The sequence below is a fragment of the Megalodesulfovibrio paquesii genome, from assembly GCF_054653055.1.
Map to the genome: position 1 here is coordinate 840001 of NZ_BAAIGQ010000005.1, position 20912 is coordinate 860912.

The 20912-nt window shown below is 60.6% G+C and carries 14 protein-coding genes, 2 rRNA genes and 1 riboswitch (1 of these 17 running past the window's edge); of the genes, 5 read left to right on the plus strand and 11 right to left on the minus strand.

Going from position 1 to position 20912, the window contains the following annotated elements:
• Both ACYQ00_RS10390 and rrf read left to right on the plus strand, forming a co-directional pair.
• Positions 1–1241 (plus strand): 23S ribosomal RNA (locus tag ACYQ00_RS10390) (it extends 1675 nt beyond the left edge of the window).
• 187 nt (positions 1242–1428) lie between these two features.
• Positions 1429–1543, plus strand: a 5S ribosomal RNA gene (gene rrf / locus ACYQ00_RS10395).
• A 626-nt stretch (positions 1544–2169) separates the two neighbouring features.
• Here rrf and ACYQ00_RS10400 read toward each other — a convergent pair.
• The 4 genes from ACYQ00_RS10400 to ACYQ00_RS10415 all read right to left on the minus strand — a co-directional run bounded on the left by ACYQ00_RS10400 (position 2170) and on the right by ACYQ00_RS10415 (position 7027).
• Positions 2170–2631, minus strand: coding sequence for an EVE domain-containing protein (locus tag ACYQ00_RS10400; RefSeq protein WP_460032054.1), 462 nt, complete (start codon positions 2629–2631; stop codon positions 2170–2172).
• Positions 2632–2676: 45 nt separating this feature from the next.
• Positions 2677–4275: a DUF3369 domain-containing protein gene (locus ACYQ00_RS10405; RefSeq protein WP_460032055.1), complete on the minus strand. Its 1599-nt coding sequence runs from the start codon at positions 4273–4275 to the stop codon at positions 2677–2679.
• Positions 4272–6308 carry a PAS domain-containing sensor histidine kinase gene (locus ACYQ00_RS10410; protein WP_460032056.1) on the minus strand — a complete coding sequence of 679 codons (2037 nt, stop codon included), beginning with the start codon at positions 6306–6308 and terminating at the stop codon, positions 4272–4274. Before ACYQ00_RS10410 ends, ACYQ00_RS10405 begins: the two co-directional genes overlap by 4 nt.
• A 263-nt stretch (positions 6309–6571) precedes the next feature.
• Positions 6572–7027: a metal-dependent hydrolase gene (locus ACYQ00_RS10415; protein ID WP_460032057.1), complete on the minus strand. Its 456-nt coding sequence runs from the start codon at positions 7025–7027 to the stop codon at positions 6572–6574.
• A 241-nt stretch (positions 7028–7268) separates the two neighbouring features.
• Positions 7269–7390, plus strand: a riboswitch (cobalamin riboswitch).
• Between the two features lie 188 nt (positions 7391–7578).
• Here ACYQ00_RS10415 and metE point away from each other — a divergent pair.
• Positions 7579–9855 carry a 5-methyltetrahydropteroyltriglutamate--homocysteine S-methyltransferase gene (gene metE, locus ACYQ00_RS10420; RefSeq protein ID WP_460032058.1) on the plus strand — a complete coding sequence of 759 codons (2277 nt, stop codon included), beginning with the start codon at positions 7579–7581 and terminating at the stop codon, positions 9853–9855.
• A gap of 79 nt (positions 9856–9934) precedes the next feature.
• On the opposite strand, the gene ACYQ00_RS10425 is transcribed toward metE, so the two are convergent.
• Together ACYQ00_RS10425 and ACYQ00_RS10430 are read right to left on the minus strand one after the other, a co-directional pair.
• Positions 9935–11095, minus strand: coding sequence for a SufB/SufD family protein (locus tag ACYQ00_RS10425; RefSeq protein WP_460032059.1), 1161 nt, complete (start codon positions 11093–11095; stop codon positions 9935–9937).
• A 26-nt stretch (positions 11096–11121) separates the two neighbouring features.
• On the minus strand, positions 11122–11883 hold the full coding sequence (locus tag ACYQ00_RS10430; RefSeq protein WP_460032511.1) for an ABC transporter ATP-binding protein: 762 nt from the start codon (positions 11881–11883) through the stop codon (positions 11122–11124).
• 316 nt (positions 11884–12199) lie between these two features.
• Between ACYQ00_RS10430 and ACYQ00_RS10435 the strand changes: the two genes are divergently transcribed.
• Positions 12200–12982: a hypothetical protein gene (locus tag ACYQ00_RS10435; RefSeq protein WP_460032060.1), complete on the plus strand. Its 783-nt coding sequence runs from the start codon at positions 12200–12202 to the stop codon at positions 12980–12982.
• Positions 12983–13091: 109 nt separating this feature from the next.
• On the opposite strand, the gene ACYQ00_RS10440 is transcribed toward ACYQ00_RS10435, so the two are convergent.
• The 4 genes from ACYQ00_RS10440 to ACYQ00_RS10455 all read right to left on the minus strand — a co-directional run bounded on the left by ACYQ00_RS10440 (position 13092) and on the right by ACYQ00_RS10455 (position 17509).
• Positions 13092–13643 carry a tetratricopeptide repeat protein gene (locus ACYQ00_RS10440; RefSeq protein ID WP_460032061.1) on the minus strand — a complete coding sequence of 184 codons (552 nt, stop codon included), beginning with the start codon at positions 13641–13643 and terminating at the stop codon, positions 13092–13094.
• A gap of 84 nt (positions 13644–13727) precedes the next feature.
• On the minus strand, positions 13728–14477 hold the full coding sequence (locus tag ACYQ00_RS10445; RefSeq protein WP_460032062.1) for a tetratricopeptide repeat protein: 750 nt from the start codon (positions 14475–14477) through the stop codon (positions 13728–13730).
• Positions 14478–14667: 190 nt separating this feature from the next.
• Positions 14668–15558 carry a flagellin N-terminal helical domain-containing protein gene (locus ACYQ00_RS10450; RefSeq protein ID WP_460032063.1) on the minus strand — a complete coding sequence of 297 codons (891 nt, stop codon included), beginning with the start codon at positions 15556–15558 and terminating at the stop codon, positions 14668–14670.
• 658 nt (positions 15559–16216) lie between these two features.
• On the minus strand, positions 16217–17509 hold the full coding sequence (locus tag ACYQ00_RS10455; RefSeq protein ID WP_460032064.1) for an NAD(P)/FAD-dependent oxidoreductase: 1293 nt from the start codon (positions 17507–17509) through the stop codon (positions 16217–16219).
• Between the two features lie 346 nt (positions 17510–17855).
• Between ACYQ00_RS10455 and ACYQ00_RS10460 the strand changes: the two genes are divergently transcribed.
• Entirely contained in the window at positions 17856–18368 is a 513-nt protein-coding gene (locus tag ACYQ00_RS10460; RefSeq protein WP_460032065.1) for a C40 family peptidase, read from the plus strand.
• 287 nt (positions 18369–18655) lie between these two features.
• Here the strand turns inward: ACYQ00_RS10460 and ACYQ00_RS10465 are convergent, their stop codons facing one another.
• Positions 18656–20635, minus strand: a complete 1980-nt coding sequence (locus tag ACYQ00_RS10465; RefSeq protein WP_460032066.1) for a PEGA domain-containing protein — start codon at positions 20633–20635, stop codon at positions 18656–18658.
• Positions 20636–20912: the final 277 nt, after the last annotated feature.

Here is a 20912-nt window from a genome sequence, read left to right on the forward strand (position 1 = left end):
GCTTGAGAGAACGCTGGCCAAGGAACTCGGCAAAATACCCCCGTAACTTCGGGAAAAGGGGGGCTTCCCTCGGTGAACATACTTGCTGTGCTAGCTAAGGGAAGCCGCAGAGAAATGGCGGTGGCGACTATTTACTAAAAACATAGGACTCTGCGAAGTCGTAAGACGACGTATAGGGTCTGACGCCTGCCCGGTGCCGGAAGGTTAAGGGGTGGGGTTAGCGCAAGCGAAGCTCTAAACCGAAGCCCCGGTAAACGGCGGCCGTAACTATAACGGTCCTAAGGTAGCGAAATTCCTTGTCGGGTAAGTTCCGACCTGCACGAATGGCGTAACGATCTCCGCGCTGTCTCGGCCAGCGACTCAGTGAAATTGAATTCGCGGTGAAAATGCCGTGTCCCCGTAGAGTGACGGAAAGACCCTGTGCACCTTTACTATAGCTTGACATTGTGTTTTGGACATGCATGTGTAGGATAGGCGGGAGGCTGTGAACCAGGCGCGCCAGCGCTTGCGGAGCCACCCTTGAAATACCGCCCTTGCATGTCTAAGACCCTAATCCCACGCCGTTACCCGGCTGGGAGACAGTGTCTGGTGGGTAGTTTGACTGGGGCGGTCGCCTCCCAAAACGTAACGGAGGCATGCAAAGGTTCCCTCAGGCTGATTGGAAACCAGCCGGCGAGTGCAAAGGCATAAGGGAGCTTGACTGTGAGAGAGACATCTCGAACAGGGACGAAAGTCGGTCTTAGTGATCCGGTGGTCCCGCATGGAAGGGCCATCGCTCATTGAATAAAAGGTACGCCGGGGATAACAGGCTGATCGCGTCCAAGAGTTCACATCGACGACGCGGTTTGGCACCTCGATGTCGGCTCATCACATCCTGGGGCTGAAGCAGGTCCCAAGGGTTCGGCTGTTCGCCGATTAAAGTGGTACGCGAGCTGGGTTTAAAACGTCGTGAGACAGTTTGGTCCCTATCTTCTACGGGCGTAGGAGACTTGAGAGGGGCTGCCCCTAGTACGAGAGGACCGGGGTGGACGATCCGCTAGTGGACCTGTTGTCGCGCCAGCGGCATAGCAGGGTAGCTATGATCGGAAAAGATAACCGCTGAAAGCATCTAAGCGGGAAACTTGCCTCAAGATAAGGTCTCCCTGAAGGACCCAGGTAGACTACCTGGTCGATAGGCCGGATGTGGAAGTGCAGCAATGCATGCAGCAAACCGGTACTAATAGTCCGTTCGTCTTCTTACTCCCCAACTACTCCTCCATCTCACCTCTTTCCCTATATATTCGCCTCGCCGCGAACCAGGGAATCAGATCAGGCACACGCGAGAAACGCGCAACAGCGAACTCCCCGCACCCAGCCTGCTCAACCCGATGCAGACCCCAATCCCTGCATCCTCACCCCCCCCGCGGCACTAAAAGGCATGCCATTTGTCCTGGTGGCCATTGAGGAGGGGTCACACCCGTTCCCATTCCGAACACGGTAGTTAAGCCCTCCTTCGCCGATGATACTGCATGGTTGTGTGTGGGAAAGTAGGTCGCTGCCAGGGCATCCCTTCCAAAACGCCCCGCTTGTTTACTCAAGCGGGGCGTTTTGACGTTGGGGGGAATGGGGAGGAGCGGATGCAGGGCCGTCTTTAATACGTATGCCGTCTGGCAGGCCCTACCACGCGGCCCTCCTTGACCCGAAGCTGGTTTGCTTTCAGGAGGGCCCGGCGGCAACACTCGCGTGCCGCAAGGTGATTGGCCTGCAGCTCATCCCTTTGCCGACATGTAAGTACGGCATGTTGCCCCAACATGGCTTCGACTTCATGCAACCAAGCCTGCGCTTGCTCTGGGCTCATTTGAATCCTCATCTCGATGGGGTTGTGAGTTTGTTCAGATTTAGATAATGAAAATGAATTTCAAAGTCAATAATGGAGTGGGTGATTGGTTATCTCTGGCAACCGTCTGCGACCGGAGTTTCGTTCTCCCTTGGCGATTGCATGCCATGGCAGACAGCTGGCTTCGGCACGGTAATGGGGGCGTATTACAGAAGAAGGCGGTCTTGTCCGCCAGAGGGAGATGTACAGGGCTTGCGGAATACACCTGAAGTGTCAGCGGCAAGGATCAGCATGTTGATCGGCTAATTGGACCGCACCGAATTTGCCGGCGGACAGAGAACGGCACTGCCTGATTACTGATGCGCCAGCTCCATGATTCGCAGATATTCCGCCTCGGCAACGGGCATGACGGAAAGCCGGGAGCCTTTGCGCAACAGTTCCATGCCTTCCAGGCCGCGTACCTGACGGAGCTGGGCCAGGGGGAGCGGGGTGGGGAAGGTTTCCCGCCACTGCAGGTCCACCATGTCCCAAATGGGGTGCGCCGGCGTGGATTTGGGGTCGTAATGCTGATCGTCAGCATCAAAGGCGGTGTGGTCCGGATAGGCTTCCCGAACCACGGCAGCGAGCCCGACAATTCCGGGATTGGTGATGCTGTGATAGAAGAGCACCGGATCCCCCAGCTGCATCTGGCGCATGAAGTTGCGGGCCTGATAATTGCGGACACCGCTCCAGCACGTGGTTTTGTTCTCAGAACTCGCCAAATCCTCTATGGAAAAACAACCCGGCTCAGTTTTGACCAACCAGTATGCGGGCATTGGGTAACCTCGACTGTGAAGGTGGAGCGGGGAAGACCCCTTTGCTCAGCCGCCATCCTCGCTATTGGCCACGGCCTGGCTACAGGTCATACTCTGCACCTGATTGCGGCCCTGCTCCTTGGCCAGGTAGAGTGCAGAATCCGCGCGTTTGAGCACCTCTTCAAAGGACTCGCCTTCCCTGCGCGTGGCAATGCCAAAGCTGGCTGTGAAGGGGATTTCCGTCTTGCCGTAGAGCACAGGCAGGCAGGCGAAGTGCGAGCGGATGCGTTCCGCCACGGCACAGGCGTCCAGGCACTGGGTTTCAGGGAGCAGGACGGCGAATTCCTCACCACCGTGGCGCGCCAGGGTGTCGTACAGCCGCAGGCAGGAGGCAGCCCGCAGGGCGGCTTGCCGGAGGATCTCGTCACCAGCGTCATGCCCGAACGAATCGTTAATGCTCTTGAAGCGGTCCAGGTCAAACAGGATGATACTGAATGGCTCGCTGGTGCGGTCGCTTCGCTTGAGTTCCTGGGCACCGAGCTCAAACAGACGGCGGCGGTTACAGATTTTGGTCAGACAATCTGTGGAGGCCATTTCCGTGAGCAGCTCATTGGCTTTTTGCAGTTCTGCGGTGCGCTCAGCCACACGGCGCTCCAACTCTTCGTTGGCCAGGGTCAGCTGCTCGTTGGCGGAAAGGAGCTTTTCGTAGAGCAGCACATTGGTAAAGCTGGCGGAAATCTTGGTGGCAAACAGCTCAAGCAGCCGGCGGTCATCCTGCCGCAAGGGGGCGCGCTGCAGGGCCAGGGCGGCGACTTCGTTGCCATCCTCCGCCCGCAGATACAGGGTGGTTGCGGTATCCAGGTAGATGTTCTCGCGGCGGTCAAAGGCCTGGCGGATGGCATCGCGGACGGTGGTGTCCTCCACGGCATCCAGGGAAGCCCGGGCCAGCGAGGCAAACCGCCCCGCCCCGGCGATGATGGTTGGCTTCTCGAAGCCGGCTTTTTGCAGGCAGATGACGCCTTCCGGCTTCTGCTCCAGGAGTGAACAGACCTGCAGCAAGGCGCCATCAGCAAATTCGGTGATGGACACCATCTCCATGAGCTGGTCCGAGGCGCGGATGATTTTTTCCAGACCCGCCCGGTTGGCTTCGATGGTGATGATGTCGCGATACGAACGCAGGGCGGCAATGATGGCCGTGAAGAGCTTCTGCGTGGTCAGCTCGGTTTTGGCCTTGTAATCATTGATGTCATATTCAACGATGACCCGTTCTTCAGGGGCCTGGCCGGGCTGGCCGGTGCGCAGAATGATCCGGGTGGCCTTGAGGCCAAGATCCTCGCGAATCTTGCGTGTCAGCTGGAGGCCGGCATCCTCGGTCTCCATGACGACATCCAAGAGAATGACGGCAATATCCTGCCGCTCACGCAGCATTGCCTCGGCTTCAGCGGCGGAGTACGCGCTCAACAGCTGCAGCTTGCGGTTTTTGTACGTCACCTTGCGCAAGGCCAGTCTGGTAACGGCGTGCACTTCGGCATCGTCGTCCACGATGAGCACCGGCCAATAGCCCTCGGGCGCCGCAGGGGGCGCGCCTTGGCTGCCGCCCCCATCTGCTGCTGGCGGGGTATCCGTTGCTGTGGGGGGCTTGGGGGCAAAGAGAAACTGCGTCATGGGGAGGCTCCGTCTGTTCCTGCAGCGGGTTCGGGCGCGGGAGTTCGTCCCACAGGATGCTGAGGAAAGACAAGGGTGAAAGTCGCGCCCTCGCCCTCGCGGCTGGCAAGGGAGATGGCGCCGCCCAGGGAATTCACCACAAGATTGTACACAATGTGCAATCCCAAGCCGGTGCCCCCCTGGCCGCGGCGAGTGGTGAAGAATGGATCAAAAGCGCGCCGGCGTACCTGTTCGGGCATGCCCGCGCCATTATCCTGATACGTGAGGACAAGCGTTCCCGGCTCATCCGAAGGTCGAACGGCAAGATGCATTCTGCCGGCGTTCCCGGAGTGCTTGAAGGCATGCGCCAGGGAGTTCATGACCAGATTGCTGACAATCTGGGCCAGTGCTCCGGGATCGCACACCAGCTCCAGGGCCTCAGGGCACTCCACCGTCAGGGTGTGCGGGGTTCGCTTGAGCTGAGGCCGGAGACTGAGGATGAGATCATCGAGATATTCCTTGAGGTTGATCGCCCGCAGCTCATGCACGCTCTGGTCTGCGGCCACTTGCTTGAAGGACCGGACCAGATCGGCCGCGCGGGTGCAGTTGGCCACCATCAGGCGTGTGGCCTCGCTGGCGTCTTGAACAAATTCAGTCAGTTGTTCGGCCGTCAATGTCTGATCGGAAAAGGCGTGGCTGATGGTGGCCACATCTTTATCCAGCTGCGAGGCTGCAGTGAGCGCCACGCCCAGCGGGGTATTGATCTCGTGGGCCACACCGGCCACCATGGAGCCGAGCGAGGCCATTTTTTCTTGTTCCTGCAGCGTGTTGTGTGCACGTCGCAATTCTTCTTCGGCCTCAATCAATTCAGTGTCGTCCAGAAATACCCCATTGATGACCACGCGCTTCAGGCCGTCAACCTCCTGTTCGCTGACCCGGGCCTTGATGCGCAACCAGCCGTTGCGGCCGTGAAGGTCGATGAACCGGCCCAGGTATTCCCAGCGCGGCGGGCGTTGCAAGGCGTGCTCAAGGGATTGCAGAAACGCCGCGGACGGCTGCATCAGATCGGCAATGCGGTCCAGGGTGGCCAGGTCTGGATTCATGCGGAAGAGCTTGGCAAACCGCGGGCTGATAAAGGTGAATCCAAACCGTTGGGAAAGGGCGGAGGTGTCCGGCTCCAGTTCTTCCAGCCGAAAGAGCACCCCCGGGACACTGGCAGCCATATCCATCAGTTGCCCGCGGCTGGCCTCCAGGGCCTGCGCCGCGGCGACGAGGTCGGAAATATCCCGCCATTCCACAAGGATGAATTCCACATGGTCCTGCTCGAAGACCAGCGGCTTCACGCTCACATCCACTGGGTAGAGGTGGCCGGCGCTGTCCGCGTTGAGACTTTGATATCGCGACGGACGCCCGGCCAGGGCATCGGCGACAGCCTGGCGGGTGGAGGCGGTCCCGTGCGGGGCTTCGGGGCGCCACCAGCGTTGTTCCCAAAACGCACAGCCAAGCACCTGCTCAAGGGAGGCATCAATTCGCAGCAAGGCCGCCTGATTCACCTTGAGCACCTTGCCCATAGGGTCTAGCAAGGCGACGTACTGATTGGCATTTTCGAAAAGCGCTACCAGCATTTCCTCGTTGTGCTTGCAGCGGTCCTGCCAAAACCGGGCCCGCGTTGCAGAGCGGATGAGAAACGCCAGAAAGGCCAGCAGCAGCACATCGGCCAGCACCATTCCGGTGATCACGGTTCGTGCGGCGCTCTGCCAGCGCGACATGGCTTCGGAATAGGGCTGCTCCAGGATCAGGCGCCCCCCCTCAGGGGTGGGCAGCGTGGCTCGCAACACGGAGGAGGAAAAATCCGGGGAGCCTTGAAGCAGGCGTAGTGGGTCCTGCCCCGGACGCTCCAGAATCAGGAGGCTTTGCGGTGGCAACAATTCCTTCAGGAGGGCGTCCGGTGGCGGAAACGCCAGGGCGCCTTCGCCCTGCACGGCGACAAGCCTTGCCTCCAGTCGTTCCAGAGCAGCGCGTTCTGCGGCAACGCGGTGCTGGCGATAATGCATGGCAAAATAGCCATTGAGCACCAAAAGAAAAATCCCTGCAAAAATACATATTTGCAGAGTGTGTCTTGAGAAAAGTGGCTGCGACGCAGCAGATGACAAGGAGGTGCCGGCCATGAGGCTCAACAGGATGTATAAGGATGTGCCAAAAAGGACGTGCGGAAGTGGGTAGCTCCTTACCATGGGTGCCTGAACAGGTCCAGCGGCAAATTATCACAATAATGTCAAGGGAATAGCAATCCTAAAAAAGAGGAGAAAGCGGGTGTTCAGGCAACAGCATCCAGGACCAGATGGCTGAGATAGCCCAACACGGCGGCAAGGTAGCCCGGGAGAACGGCCTGCCAGGGAAGTTGATAGAACCACAGGGGCAAGGCGCAGACCAGGGCCGGGATAAGAAGCGCCGCCCACCACCGGTGCGTAAAGCCCCGGTGGCGCGAAATGGCGGGCAGCATGGCAATAAATCCTAATATTGCCGACCACTTGTATCGCTCTTGGGCCATGAGTACCATGTCCACCACGGCCAGGAGGGCGTAAAAAAGGTGCTGGCCCTTGGAGTTGGTGTCCACATCCGGGAAGATGGAAGCGCCCAACCCGATGAGCATCAGCATGGTGGCGGTAAAGGGATCGAAGGTGGCCAGGTTGTGATGGTGTGCCGCTGCCAGTCCACCTCCAATCACAACACCACCGAAGGCGAGGTGCAGCTTGTATCCGGGCATACTCATCTCTGGGCTCAGGTGCGTCCAGCCATTTCCTTGCTGCTCACGCGTGGAAAGTCAAGATTTCAGTGGTTGATCGATGTTTCACGTGAAATAACATCCTTGAATTATTGTCTATTATTTTTGACGAGAGTGGGGAAGGGTGGCTGTTGGTTGCGCCGGGTTGATGTGTGTTGATCACAGTGGGGCACAGCCCCTTTTGACTTCTCCGCCCCCCTGCGCTAGACAGCCCGCAAGAACAGGAAACGGAAGACGGTGTAAATCCGTCGCGGACGCGCCGCTGTAACCGGCAATCTCCCCGCCTGGGCCACTGTTTCTGCGGAAATGGGAAGGGTCAGGCATTGCGCAAGGGGCCGGAAGCCAGAAGACGCCCTGTTCTGGAGCAAGACTGCCTCGCGTGCCAGGCAGGAGTGGCAACCAGTCTGCATACGCGCGTTTGCCAGGAGCCCGGCGCTCCCGAACGCGTTTGCGCCGTTGTGTTGTTCCCGCCCCTGTGTTCCCCCCGCGTTGCATCTCCGCTCCTTTGTTCAACACGCGAACGGCAAGGAGTTTTGGCAATGGAAACGCATGTGCTTGGATTTCCCAGAATCGGCTCGGCCCGCGAGCTCAAGGTTGCCCTGGAAAAACGTTGGCGCGGTGAGAGCAGCGCAGAACAGCTGGATGCCACCGCGCGCGAGCTCAAAATCCGGCATTGGGCCCTCCAGCGCGAGGCCGGGCTCTCCCTGGTGGCTGTCGGAGATTTCTCCCTGTACGACCACGTGCTGGACACGGCGGTCGCACTGGGGCTTGTGCCGCCCCGCTTTGTGGCCCAGGACGGCGAATCGGCTCAGGACCGCTACTTCCGCATGGCCAGGGGCGACGCCGCCCGCAACCTCCCGGCCATGGCCATGAAAAAGTGGTTTGATACCAACTACCACTTTATGGTTCCCGAGCTCTCGCCCGGCCTGCAGCCCACCCCGGGGGGCCTGCCCGCCATTGAGGATGCCGCCCTGGCCCAGTCCCTGGGATTTCGACCCAAAACCGTGCTGCTTGGGCCCATCACCTTTCTGAGCCTGTGCCGCGAGGATCATGGTGCGGACCGCTGGGCGCTCATGCCCGCGCTGCTGGAGGCCTACGCCGAACTTGTGCGGCAGGCGGCCGTGCGCAGCAAGTGGATCCAGCTGGATGAGCCGATTCTGTGCACCGAGATGTCCCCGGACGCCCGGGCCTTTTTTGCCCAGTCCTGCAAGGCCATCCGCCGTGCTGCGGGCGATTGTCCCGTGATGCTGGCTGCCTACTATGGCCCACTTGGGCGAAATCTGGAGCTGGCTCTGGACTCTGGCTTTGCAGCCGTGCATGTGGACGCCGTGCGCGGCCGGCAGGAGCTGGAGGCCGTGGTCAGCCGTCTGCCTGGCGGCATGCGGCTCTCCCTCGGACTGGTGGACGGGCGCAATATCTGGAAAACTGATCTGAATGCGGCCCGCCAGCGGGCTGAGGAACTGGCCCGCCGCCTGGGAGTGGAGCGGCTGCTGCTCGGCTCCAGCTGCAGCCTGTTGCACAGCCCGGTGGATCTGGAGTCGGAAACGCTCCTGCCTGCACGCGAGCGACGCTGGATGGCCTTTGCCGCGCAAAAGTGCCGCGAGGTGGCCGCGCTTGGGGAGGCCGTGGCGGGCAATGCGGACGAGGCTTTTTTTGCGGAGAATGCCGCCTGCCTGGCCGAGCGCAGGGCTGCTCCGGAACTGTGCGACCCGGCCGTTCGCGAACGGATCGCTGCGGTGGAGCCGGCAATGACCCGCAGGCAAAGCCCGTTCCCGGTGCGCAAAGGGCTGCAGCAGGCGGCACTGCAGCTGCCGCTCTTGCCCACCACCACCATCGGCTCCTTTCCGCAAACGGCCGAGATCCGAACCGCCCGTCTGGCCCACCGCCGCGGCGAGATGAGCAACGATGCCTATGCACAGTTCCTGGAACAGACCATTGCCGACACCGTCGCCCGGCAGGAGGCGCTGGGTCTGGACGTGCTGGTGCATGGCGAATCCGAACGCAATGACATGGTGGAATACTTCGGCCAGATGCTCCAGGGCTTTCGCTTCAGCGGTAACGGCTGGGTGCAGAGCTACGGCAGCCGCTGCGTCAAGCCGCCCATCATTCTGGGGGATGTTTCCCGCCCCGGCCCCATGACCCTGCGCTGGATCGGCCATGCCCAGTCCCTGACCAGGAAGCCGGTCAAGGGCATGCTCACCGGTCCGGTGACCATCCTGAACTGGAGCTTCGTGCGCGATGACCTGCCACGCTCGGAGGTCTGCAGGCAGATCGCCCTGGCCATCCGCGATGAAGTGCAGGATCTGGAAGCCGCGGGTGTACAGATCATCCAGATCGATGAAGCCGCGTTCCGCGAGGGGTTGCCTCTGGCTCCCGAGGCCCAGGAGACCTATCTGGAGTGGGCCGTGGAGGCCTTCCGTCTGGCCTCCTCCGGCGTGCAGGATGGCACCCAGATCCACACCCATATGTGCTACAGCGAGTTCGGCCCCATCCTGCGCTGGATTGCGGCCATGGATGCGGATGTGGTCAGCATCGAGTCCAGCCGCAGTGGCATGACCCTGCTGCAGGCCTTCAACGACTTTGATTACCCCAACGACATCGGCCCTGGCATCTACGATATTCACAGCCCCCGCGTGCCCGAGGTGGAGGAGATGGTGCAGCTGCTGCGCAAGGCGCTGGAAGTCATCGACGCCGAACGGCTCTGGGTCAATCCGGATTGCGGCCTGAAAACCCGCGCCTGGCCGGAAACCATGCGCAGCCTGGCCAACCTCGTCGCCGCGGCCAAGGCCGTCCGGGCCGAGGTGCAGGGCAGATAGGACGAGACCAGAAAACGAGAGGGAGCCCCTTTTGAAAAGAGGCTCCCTCTCACACGGGTCGTTCTCAAAGGAACATGCTCTAGAACATGTTCTTTTCGCTGTCGGCCAGGGTCTTTTCGATGACTTCCTGCAGGGCCGGGGGCAGGCCCTGGATGTCCACGTTCAGGAAGCCCCGGACGATGGTGGAGGTGGCTTCATCCTCGTCCAGGCCACGGGCCATGAGGTATTCGATTTCTTCCTGGTCAATCTTGCCCACGGCAGCTTCGTGGGAAAGCTCCACGCCGTCCACGTCGGCCACCAGTTCGGGGATGGCGTGGATCTTGCCGCCGCCCAGGATCAGCCCCTTGCATTCCAGGTGCCCCTTGGCAGGCACGTGGGTGCCGGAGATGCGGCCGCGGTTGATGATCACGCCGCCGGTGGTCAGGGTGCGGGCGATGATTTCCGTGCGGGTGTTGGGCGCGTTCAGCACCACCTCGCTGCCGGCGTCCACATAGGAGCCGGGAGGGGTGACCACCACGGAGTTGAAGCGGGCCACGGCGCCTTCGCCGTCCAGGGTGATCTTGGGATACATCTGCAAATCCCGTACGGGCTTGAGCAGGATGTAGTTGTTGATGAACACGCCATCCTGCCCGACCACGCCAGCAGACCGGGGACGCACGGTGGTGTCCTCGCCCCAGTTGTGGATCATGGTGAAGGACAGTTTTCCGCCCTTTTTGATATAGAATTCAGAGATGCCCATATGGGCCGCACCCTTGGCGTCATGTGCCACGGCGCAGCCGGTGATGATGTGCAGCTCCGAATCCTCTTCCACAATGATGAGGTTGTGGACATTCTGGCCGACCTGATTGCCCTTGATGAACAGGCAGGACTGCACCGGTTCGGTAATTTTGGCGCCTTTCTCGGTGCGGATGAAGTAGCCGCCATGAAGATTGTCACGGGCGGCGCGAGTGAAGTCATCCTTCTCCGGGTCCACCAGCTTCCACATGTATTCCGGCAGGCCGTCGTACTTTTTGAGGGCGGCCTTGATGTCCAGGATTTCAACACCCTTGTGGTGGGTTTTGCAGTGGACGTTGGAGTGGTTCATGTGCACGAAGGAGCCGCTGCGCATGTGCTCGTCCACATCCACGCCGGCCATGAGCAGGTCGTGCTTGTCCTGGGGGCTCAGGGTATGCAAATCCTCGATGGGAGCCGCCTCTGCCCCGGTGAATTTGAACGATTTGAGATCGATGGGAGTGGGCATGGTATTTCTCCAGTGTCGGCAGAAAGCTAGTTCAGGCAGCGGACGCATTCCTGGTAGCCATACTTGCCGACGTGGTCGAGGATGTCTCTGGGGTTGGCCTCGCAGCAGAGGTGGCCGTTGTAGAGCACCTGGCCGCGGTCTGCATTGATGTAGTCCAGGATATAGCCGGTGTGGGTGATGATCAGCCCGGAGGTGGCCTGCCGGGTGGCTTTTTTGGCCTTCATGGAGAGCTTGGGATCGGGTTCGATCTCGCCGCGCAGCAATTCCCGGACGGTTCTGCCGATGAGATGCATGTTCTCCAGGTCCACGCCGGATTCGGGTTCGTCGAAGAGCACCAACGAGGGCTGCTGGGCCATGAGCTGCAGCAGTTCCGAACGCTTGATCTCGCCGCCGGAGAAGCCGGAGTTGATGTCGCGGTCCAGGAAGTGGTCAAAGTTGACCTTCTGGGCCAGGCTCTCCACGTCCACGGATTTGCCCTGGGCGCACATCTGCACCAGATGCCGGGTCTTGAGGCCGTGAATGGTTGGAGGGCGCTGGAAGCTCATGCCAATGCCCAGGCGGGCGCGTTCGTAAATGGGCGCGCTGGTGATATCCACGCCCTTGAAGGTGATTTTCCCTTGGGTGATGGTATAGTTTCCAAAGCCCATGAGGGTCATGAGCAGGGTGGTCTTGCCGGAGCCGTTGGGGCCAAAGAGGATGAACGTCTCGTTCTCGCGAATCTCAAGATTGATCCCCTTGAGCACGGGACGATCGGCCACCATGGCGTGGAGGTCCTCGATGATGAGCATGGGCGCTCCTGTGGGGGTATCGAGTGGTATCATGGCGTCCTTGCGGGTACGGATCGCCGCCTGGTTACAACTGGTGGGCCCATCTGCCTGACCTCTCCGGGGGGCGTGTCCTGGCGGCTGGACAGCCACGCAGCCGGAATGGTATGCCCTATGCAAGTGCAACTGGTTTTGCACGGCCAGGGCTGGCAGAAGGGTCGGCCGGCTCTTTACTTAATCACTTCCGTGTGGATTGTCATGCCTCCGGCGTGCATTTTCTGCGGCACCATACGCAGGTTGTGCCGGGGAGTCAGTTACTTTCTCTTGCCAAGGACGTTCCATGGCCCGAACCGTATTGATTTTTCTTGTGCTGTTAAGCCTGCTGTGCACTGAGGCCATTGCTGCAGACCCCAAACCCGGCGGCAGGCCGGGGGGAAGACGGTCGCCCGCGGTGCCGGAATTCGTCGTCATGCCTGGGTTGCGCTTCGGGATGACTGTGCAGGAGGTGCACGCAAATCTCAAGCGTTTGAACAAGAATGAAGATGCCGTGCTCCTGACCACCATCTGCGGCATTCCCCTGGGGCTGGATGTGCTGGATGGTGCGCCCGTCTTCACCACGGACACAGGCATCACCATGGCCAAGGCCCACGGCTACGAGCCCATGTTTTTTTACAACAACAAGCTGATTGCCATCAAACGCACCATCCGCGAGCTGGACGAATTGACTTCATTGAAGCGGGAATTCCCTTCCGGGCGGTTTCGCTTTCATCATTTCCCCGGCGTGGATGAACCCCTGCGCGTGTTTCAGGCCAAGGACCGGGGCAGAATCATTTTCACCAACCAGCATTCCGATGTCTACATCTTCGATGAAGCCCTGCGCAGCCAGGTGCTGGCCGGCCTGACGGGCTCCTACTGCTGGCACACCAAGACCTTTGGACCCAACCAGCAGGGATTTGTGCAGGAATACGCCACCTGTGTGCGCTACCGCGGTGACATCCCGGCCAGCCGCCTGAGCCAGGACCTGGTCAGCTGCCAGAAGTTCTGCCGTGAGACGCCGAAGTTCCTTTCCTCGTCGCAGTGTCAGGCCATCTGCCAGGAAGCCTACACGCGGGCCTCGCAGTAGGTACGCCGCATCAGGACAGGCAAACGCGCATCGCCTCGAAATCCCAACCAAAAACAAGGCCGCCCGCAATGCATGCGGGCGGCCTTGTTTTTGGCGGGATCAAAAAAGCTCAATCCATTGAAATGTTATCGATCTTTGGGTCAAGACGCCGGGCTTGGGCCATGTCCTGCTGGGCCTTGGCCGCCTGGCCAAGGTTCAGCCAGTTGAAGCTGCGGTTGGCGTAAGCCCGGGCGGAGCCGGGGCGAAGCTTGAGGGCTTCGGTGTAGTCGGCAATGGCCCGTTGATCATCCCCGAGCATGGTGTAGGCGTTGCCGCGGTTGATGAAGGCTACGTAATCCGGGTTGTTTTCAATGGAGCGCGTGAAGTCCCGGATGGCGGAAGAGGGGTCGTTGCGAGTCAGATAGATGTGGCCGCGGTTGTTGTAAATGTAGGTCAGCAAATGGTCGCCGCCGTCCAGGGCTTTGGAATTGACCACCTGGGTGTACAACTCCAGCGCCATGGGCAGGTTCTTTTCCTGCTGGGCCTTGATTGCCTGATTGGCCAACCCGATGACGGTATAGTCTTCCTCGGTCTCCACGGCGGCGGCGGGCAGGGCCAGGCAGATGCCGAACAAACACAGCAAGGGCAGGGCGATGACGGAGCGCAAGGGAGGGCGGGGCATGATGAAACTCCTGGGCGGCAAGGCGACGGCGTCAACAGGCCGGCGGGGTTCAGGATTGCATGGCAGGCCCGTCAGTTCCGGACCTCAGGTCTGGACGGGCGCAGGCACCATGGGCGGCAGATGTGCCCAGGGGGTCCGGGCAACGGCGGTTTCCACATCGGCCACGGCCGGGCAGGCCGCAGCGTCTTCAAGAGCTGAAGCAATATTCGCGCCAGCTGCCGTTTCGGAGGGTGCCTCTGCGGAGGGGGCGGTGTCCTCTTCCGGGTCCATGGCCAGCTGTCTGATGCCGGGCAGGGCTTTGTCCAGGGCTTCGGCCAGCACGGGCACGCCCTGGGGGTGCCAGGCGTTCCAGAGTTCGTAGGCTTTCCAGTATTTTTTCAGGCGCAGCAGGCACAAGCCAAGAAACAGCGTGGCGTGGTCCAGCTGATGGGCCGGGGCTTCTTTGGGGCTGCTTTGGGCCAGGGCCAGGGCGCGCTGGAACTCCACGCGGGCCTGAATGTACTGGCCGAGATCGTACAGGGCTCTGCCCAGGCAGAGCCGGGGCATGATTTCCTTGGGATATTCCTTGGCAAAGTCACGAAAATGGCGCACCGCTTCGGCCAGATCCCCGGCAGCCAAGGCCACGTTGCCGTCGCGGGCCAGGCTCACGCGGCGTTCCATCTCCCTGGCCTGGGCATCGGCCTGGGCCTGGGCGCGGGCTTCTTCCTCGGCCCGTTTTTTCTGGAGGTCCGGATTGGCTTTTTCCGCCAACTCCTTGACGCCGGGAGGAACCAGGCGGGAGAAGAGTTGCCGGCGGGACATCTTATTGGATGCGTCGTCGCGTTTTGGGGGCATGGCTCGCGCTCCTTGCAGAAGGGGGCATCCTAGTGCGAGAAGGCGCGCGGGTCAATCGGCAAGAGCGCCCTGTCGCGGCGGGACGGGGCTGCCCTCTGGCCAGCACAAAAAGGCCCCCCCGGGCCTTGGCAGGAAACGCCCGGGGGGGTGAGGAGTGCGACGAGTCGCACGCGATGTACCTGAACGGGTACTAACCGCCGATGAGCTGCATGGCCATTCTGGGCAGAGAGTTGGCCTGCGAGAGCATGGCGACGGCAGACTGGGTCAGAATCTGCTGACGGACGAACTCGGTCATTTCCAGGGACACGTCCACGTCGGAAATGCGGGATTCGGCAGCCTGCAGGTTTTCGGACTGGATTTCCAGGTTGGTGATGGTGTTCTGCAGGCGGTTCTGCAGGGCGCCGAGGTTGGCGCGGATGTTGTCCTTGGAGACAATGGCTTCCTTGAGGGCCACCAGGGCCTTCTGGGCGCCTTCCTGGGTGGAGATGGAGAACCCGTCGCCAGCGGCGGACTGGTTGCCAACGCCGAGGGAGGACGCCGTGGCGGAGCTGATCTGGATGTAGTAGTAGTCTTCCGCGCTGTCGTTGGCCGTGCCGAAGTGGACCTTGAGCTTGCCCGTGGAAACCATGCCGCTGCCATCGTGGTTAGCGCCGGAGAGGTTGCCGTTGAGCAGGTAGATGCCGTTGAAGTCCGTGGCGTTGGCGATACGGGTGATTTCCGAGGCCATGGCCTGATATTCGGAGTCGATGATCAGGCGCTGTTCGGAGGTGTAGGTACCGGTGGCGGCCTGTTCGGCGAGTTCCTTCATGCGGATGAGCTTTTCGTCGATGACGCCGAGGGCCCCGTCCGCAGTCTGGATCAGGGAGATGGCGTCGTTGGCGTTGCGCACACCCTGGTTCAGGGACGCGATATCCGAACGCATGAGTTCACGAATGGCCAGACCGGCGGCGTCGTCTGCGGCGGAGTTCACGCGCAGGCCGGAAGACAGCCGTTCCACCGAGGTGCCGAGGTTCCCGTACGCAGTACGCAGGTTGCGGGAAGCGGTCATCGCCATCATGTTATGGTTAATAGTCAGAGACATAGCCGTTCCTCCTTGAAGGGGTTTGTTGCATCCATGCTGTACACCGGCTGTTGGGTCGCCGAGTCCTCACCCTCACCTCCTTGTTGGCGGGTATCCCCCCGGTGACATCTCAGCTATCGGCCTGTTTCAGGAAAACTTAATCGCGCCTTAAGAAAATATTTGTATGAGAAAAAATGTGAGAGACAAGGGAGTTACGGTGAAAGGAGGGAAAATGACCCCTCATGTGCGCATTGATCGGGGGGCTTGGCCACGGCACCCTTCCCCTGACCCACCGCGGCAGAACCGCCCGGCACCAGGAAGAGCTTTTTGCCCGACGCATGAATTTCTGGCGGGATATCCAGTTGCCGCCGGTCCTTGCGCAGGGACTGATGAGCCTGCAGGCCGGGGATGTGCTTCGACTCGCTTTTGCTGCCGGTGAGGCTGTGCCGGATGCTGCCCCGGCGTGCAGGATGCGCCTGCCTGCCAGGCAGTCTGTGCGCTTCGAGGTGCTGGAGAGCCTGACCGATCGCGGCGGCCAGGCCACGCGGAGACAGCTATTTCCCCCAGTTACGGGAAAGCGACCCGCTCTTCGCGGCCTGGGGACGAAAGCGATAGGGACGGAAAAACAAAAAAAGGGACGCGGTTGCGTCCCTTTTTGGTGATGGTGTCAGGTGGCAGGCTACGCCACCAGTTCTCCGGCAGCGTAGGCGCCGCCGTATTTGAGCTCTGCCTGGATGAGCGGCTCAGGCCAGTCCAGGGGGGAGGGGCAGCCTTTGAGCAATGCCTCCTTGGCCTTTTCGTCCAGCACGATGCGGAAGCGGATGAAGCCGGTGTAAAAGCCGGCCATATCCACATCCTGGAGCAGGATGCAGCCCACGAGGCGGTTATCCTTGAAGACGAGCTTGCGGTAGGCAAAGCGTTCGGGCTCGGCTTCCACAAACACCTCATAGCCCTGGTCCGCAGGCGGGTTGACCAGGCCCACGGAAGTGGTGGGAAGCCCCCAGTAGGAAATGGAGTTCATGTTCAGGCTGCCGGGATACTTCAGATCCGCGCCAGCCATGTTGGCGCCGGCATTGTAGCCCTGGTTGAAGGCATTGGGCCAGATGGGCATGACCACCGGGGAGCCGGAGAGCATGTCGGCAGCTTCCACACAGTCGCCGGCGGCATAGATATTCAGGGCAGACGTGCGCATGTGGTCATCCACCTGAATGCCCAGGCCCACATTGATGTCGGCAGCCTTGGCCAGATCGGTCAGGGGGCGGACGCCGGCGGCCATGATGACCACGTCGGCCGGGAGCTGGCCCTTGTCCGTTTCCAGAGCCACGAGCGTGCCATTTTCGTCGCGCAGCACGGCCTGGGGAGAATGCCCCTGGGCAAAGGCCAGGCCTTTCTTGGCCAGGTGTTGCTTGAGCAATTCGCTGGCCTGCTCATCAAAATAGCTGCGCATGAGCCGGGAGCGCACGGCCAGGGTCACTTCCTTGCCCATCATGGCCAGTGCTTCGGCGGCCTTGAGGGCAATGAGACCCGCGCCCACCACCACCACGCGCCGGGCTTGCTTGACGGCGGTGCGCAGGGCGTCCACATCGCCGCGCTGGGTAAAGGTGAAGACGCCCGGACCGGAAAGGCCGGCGATGGCAGGCAGATAGGGCGCCCCGCCCAGGCCGAGCAGGAGCCGGTCGTAGCAGATGGTTTCGCCATGTTCCGTGGTCAGCGTCTGGGTCACGGGATCAATGGCCGTCACCTTGCTTTCCAGCTTCATGGTGACCTTGTGTTCGGCATAAAAGCTCTCGGGCCGCAAGGGAAGATGGCGCTCGGAAACTTTCTCTGCGAGATAATAGGAAATAAGGGGCCGGCCGTATGTGGGGAAGGCTTCCTCGCTGACAACAAGAATCTCGCCGTCGGGATCATTGGCGCGGATGCCTTCGATGGCGCCGATGGAAGAGACGCCGTTTCCGATGAGTACATAGCGCATGCAGAACAACTCCCTTGAGTGGATGTCGGTCTGTCTTCATACGGCAGGTGGCAGGGAAAGTCCAGCCTGTTGCGCCAGTCGGGGTTGGAACGGTGAGAATTCATAAACAAACAGCAATGTTTCTGCTTCAGGTGATTTACAAAATCACCTGGCTTTGGTATTGCGCAGAAAAGTATTGAGATACGAGGTCTTGATGCTGCAGTGGCTCGCAAGGCCCCCACAGTACCGCACCTTCCACAAGAGAGACGACATGCGCCGAATCCGTTGCGCCACTCCCCGACGCTGCCGCCAACTAGCCATTCTTCTTTGTCTTCTCTTCGGCATGATGGGCTCTGGCTGTTCCATCATGCAATCTTCGGACGATCTTTCCCTGGGAGCCTCCGGTTCCGCCTGCCCTCCGTTGGGCCCCTCCGGCTCCGAGAAAGTTGATGTTTCCTGTCAGCCCCTGCCCAAGGAATTTCTTGCCAAAATCATGGCCGTCTCCAAACCCGTCATGGGAACCCGCCACAGATACGGCGGCACCGGCCCGGGCGGCTTTGATTGCTCTGGTTTTACGGCATATGTGTACAAACAGTTCGGCATCAAACTGCCCCGCGGCAGCTACAACCAGCTTCCCCTGGGGCGGCCTGTGGCCAGGCAGGATCTGCGGCCCGGGGATCTGGTTTTCTTCAAAATTTCGCGCCGCGCCGTGGTCACTCATGTGGGGATCTACATTGGCAACGATCAGATGGTGCATGCTTCCATTCAAAAGGGCGTGACCATTGATCGTGTGTTTGGCGACGATTATTATAACACGCATTACTACGGTGCCTGCCGCCTGCCTCAGGTGGAAGCCCAGGCGGTGACCGCCTCCAAATAACCGAGCGGCTATCTAAGCAGAATGCGCCGGCCGACAGGATTGTCGACCGGCGTTTTTTATTGGATCCATACAGGTCCAGGCAGGAACAGTAGTAATAGCCGGCTCAGGTCAGGGCTCCAGGGCAAGGCACTGTCCTATCGCCTGATTGAAGCCTGACTGCGTGTTATCAGGCAGGCGCGGGACTCAGTCCGGGGGCGGCATGTATTATACATTATACTATAAAAGCCCCTGCCGGCGCTGCAAGCGGCCGGCAGGGGCTCGTCCATCATCATATCCTCTCGGAAACGTTACTGGCACAGCCCTCGCTTCTGCGCCTCGCGGATGCCGTCGCAGGCGTCCAGGGAGCAGGCCATCCAGTAATCGTAACACGCCGCCGCTGGCAGGCCCATGCGTTCATTGAGCTGGGCGCGTTCCACATACAGCTGGGGTGTTTTGTTGCTGAGCTTGATGGCCCGCGAATAATCCTCCAGCGCCTGCTCGTTCTTTTTCTGACGGCTGAAGAGGGCCGCGCGCAGCTGCAGGGCCTCGGTGAGGGAAGGATCCTGTTCGATGGCCTGGCTGAGCAGCTCCAGGGCCTTGTCCTCGCGGCCTTCCTTGAGCAGCGAGCGGCCTTGCTCCAGGAATGCCCTGGCCTGGTCCGCATTTACCGAAGGAACAGGAGGGGGAGGGGGCGTCTCTGCACCCGGCTTGCCCTGGGCCTCGGTGCCTGGCTCTTCCACAGCCGGCTGCAACACCACCCGGTAGGTCACGGCCTTGCGGGGCGAGATGGACACCACCACGCGCATGGGCGTGTAGCCATCCCGGCGAATTTCCAGCCGGTAGCTGCCAGCCTTCAGTTCCATGCCCTGTTCGAATTTGGGTTTGATATTCAGGACCATTACCGTGGCATCTGCAGGGGAGACTTCGAGAAAGAGCTTGCCGATGCTGGATTTGAGATCCGCTGCGTCAGCCTCCTTGATCTTGGCGAAGGAGGAAGCCACAGGTGCGCTTTCGGGCTTGAGCGTGACGTCCAGTGTCAGGGCTTTGCCATCCTCGATGATGGCCCGCACGGAATGGTCTTCGTACCCGTCCTTGATGAAACTGATGGTGTAATTGCCCACGGGCAGGGCCATGCCGTGCTGGTAGCGGGTTTCCAGTTCCATGATGGACGCCTCGGCGTCAGGCGGGGTCATGTTCAACAGCAGCTTGCCGTGTCCTGCGGCGATGGCGTCACGTGCGCCAGTCTGGTTGGTGGAGGAAACGACTTTGGCTTCGGCGGGTGGGGCTTCCCGGGGCTCTTCAGCCTCCGGTTTGGTTTCGGGCGTGGCGCTGGTGGCGTTGGCCGTGGTGGTGTTTGCGGAGGCGTTGGAGGAAGGCTGCGCAGGCTCGGATGGTGCTGCTTGCGTGCCTTCTGGTGTCAGGGCCACGCTGAGGTGCGTGGCTTCGCGATCCTTGATTTCCACGCGCAGCACCTGCTTTTCGAACCCGTCTTTCTGCACGTCCACGGTGTATTTGTCGGCCTTGAGCTCAATGCCTTGTTCAAAAACGGGTTTGATGCGCAGCACGCGGATGGTGGCGTCCGCCGGTTCGGCATCCACATACAGCCGGCCAAATCCCTTGCGGTTCAGGGGAAGTTCCTCTTGCCCGGGCTTGTCTCGTTCCAGCTGTACCTTGAGGGTGGTTTTTTCGCCGGGCTTGATTTCGGCAGGTGCCTCGGCGTCAAGGTAGCCGTCCTTGGAGATGCTGATGCGATACGTGCCGGGGGCCAGCTCAATGCCCTGCTTGAATTTGGGCTTGATGCTCAGGATGCGGATGGTGGCGCCCTCAGGCTGGGTTTCCACAAACAGCTGGCCGGCAGGTTTCGCAGCGTCGGTATTTTCGTCTGGTTTCCCCTTCGCATCATCTGGCGCTTCTGGGGCCACTGGTTTGGCATCATCCTTGGCTGGGGCTTCCTTCGGGGTCTCATCCGGCTTGGGGGTGGTGCCGGGGAGAGGCTTGAGGGTCACTTCCACGGTGGTGGTGGCGCCGGCCTTGATGGTCAGTTCGCGGAAGACGGTTTCGTAGCCGTCCGCCTTCACATCAATCATGTAGTTGCCAGGGGTGAGCTTGATGCCTTGCTCAAACTTGGGCTTCACATACAGCAGGCGCACCTGAGCGTCCACGGGCTTTGTTTTGACGATGAGGATCCCTTCCGTCTGGCCATACGCCTGAGGTGCGTGCAACGCCAAGGCACATACGAGGATGGCCAGCGCAAGCAGGCTGCGGGCATATACTGTGGGAAGAAGCATGCGATCTCCTGAGGATGCGGGCTTGTCCAGCAAAGGCTTCATGATGTGCGCATCATGCATGATGCGGGGAAAAGTCGCAAGGGAGGTCCCCGCCCCGTCCCGGGAGACGGGAAAGGCGCTATCCGCAGGAAATGTGGGGTGTTGACTGTATTCCCGCGCAAGCAGACTGCGGATCCTTACGAAAATGAATGGAATATGAAGATTCAGCCATGCAATGCGCTGCGGTTTACCTGTGCTCTTTGCAAGGAACTCTCCTTGCAGCGGGAGTGGAATTTTT

Excerpts from the sequence above, each read along its gene's own strand:
- ACYQ00_RS10400 (WP_460032054.1), bottom strand. The coding sequence starts at position 2,631 with ATGCCCGCATACTGGTTGGTCAAAACTGAGCCGGGTTGTTTTTCCATA.
- ACYQ00_RS10405 (WP_460032055.1), bottom strand. The coding sequence starts at position 4,275 with ATGACGCAGTTTCTCTTTGCCCCCAAGCCCCCCACAGCAACGGATACC.
- ACYQ00_RS10410 (WP_460032056.1), bottom strand. The coding sequence starts at position 6,308 with ATGCATTATCGCCAGCACCGCGTTGCCGCAGAACGCGCTGCTCTGGAA.
- ACYQ00_RS10415 (WP_460032057.1), bottom strand. The coding sequence starts at position 7,027 with ATGAGTATGCCCGGATACAAGCTGCACCTCGCCTTCGGTGGTGTTGTG.
- metE (WP_460032058.1), top strand. The coding sequence starts at position 7,579 with ATGGAAACGCATGTGCTTGGATTTCCCAGAATCGGCTCGGCCCGCGAG.
- ACYQ00_RS10425 (WP_460032059.1), bottom strand. The coding sequence starts at position 11,095 with ATGCCCACTCCCATCGATCTCAAATCGTTCAAATTCACCGGGGCAGAG.
- ACYQ00_RS10430 (WP_460032511.1), bottom strand. The coding sequence starts at position 11,883 with ATGCTCATCATCGAGGACCTCCACGCCATGGTGGCCGATCGTCCCGTG.
- ACYQ00_RS10435 (WP_460032060.1), top strand. The coding sequence starts at position 12,200 with ATGGCCCGAACCGTATTGATTTTTCTTGTGCTGTTAAGCCTGCTGTGC.
- ACYQ00_RS10440 (WP_460032061.1), bottom strand. The coding sequence starts at position 13,643 with ATGCCCCGCCCTCCCTTGCGCTCCGTCATCGCCCTGCCCTTGCTGTGT.
- ACYQ00_RS10445 (WP_460032062.1), bottom strand. The coding sequence starts at position 14,477 with ATGCCCCCAAAACGCGACGACGCATCCAATAAGATGTCCCGCCGGCAA.
- ACYQ00_RS10450 (WP_460032063.1), bottom strand. The coding sequence starts at position 15,558 with ATGTCTCTGACTATTAACCATAACATGATGGCGATGACCGCTTCCCGC.
- ACYQ00_RS10455 (WP_460032064.1), bottom strand. The coding sequence starts at position 17,509 with ATGCGCTATGTACTCATCGGAAACGGCGTCTCTTCCATCGGCGCCATC.
- ACYQ00_RS10460 (WP_460032065.1), top strand. The coding sequence starts at position 17,856 with ATGCAATCTTCGGACGATCTTTCCCTGGGAGCCTCCGGTTCCGCCTGC.
- ACYQ00_RS10465 (WP_460032066.1), bottom strand. The coding sequence starts at position 20,635 with ATGCTTCTTCCCACAGTATATGCCCGCAGCCTGCTTGCGCTGGCCATC.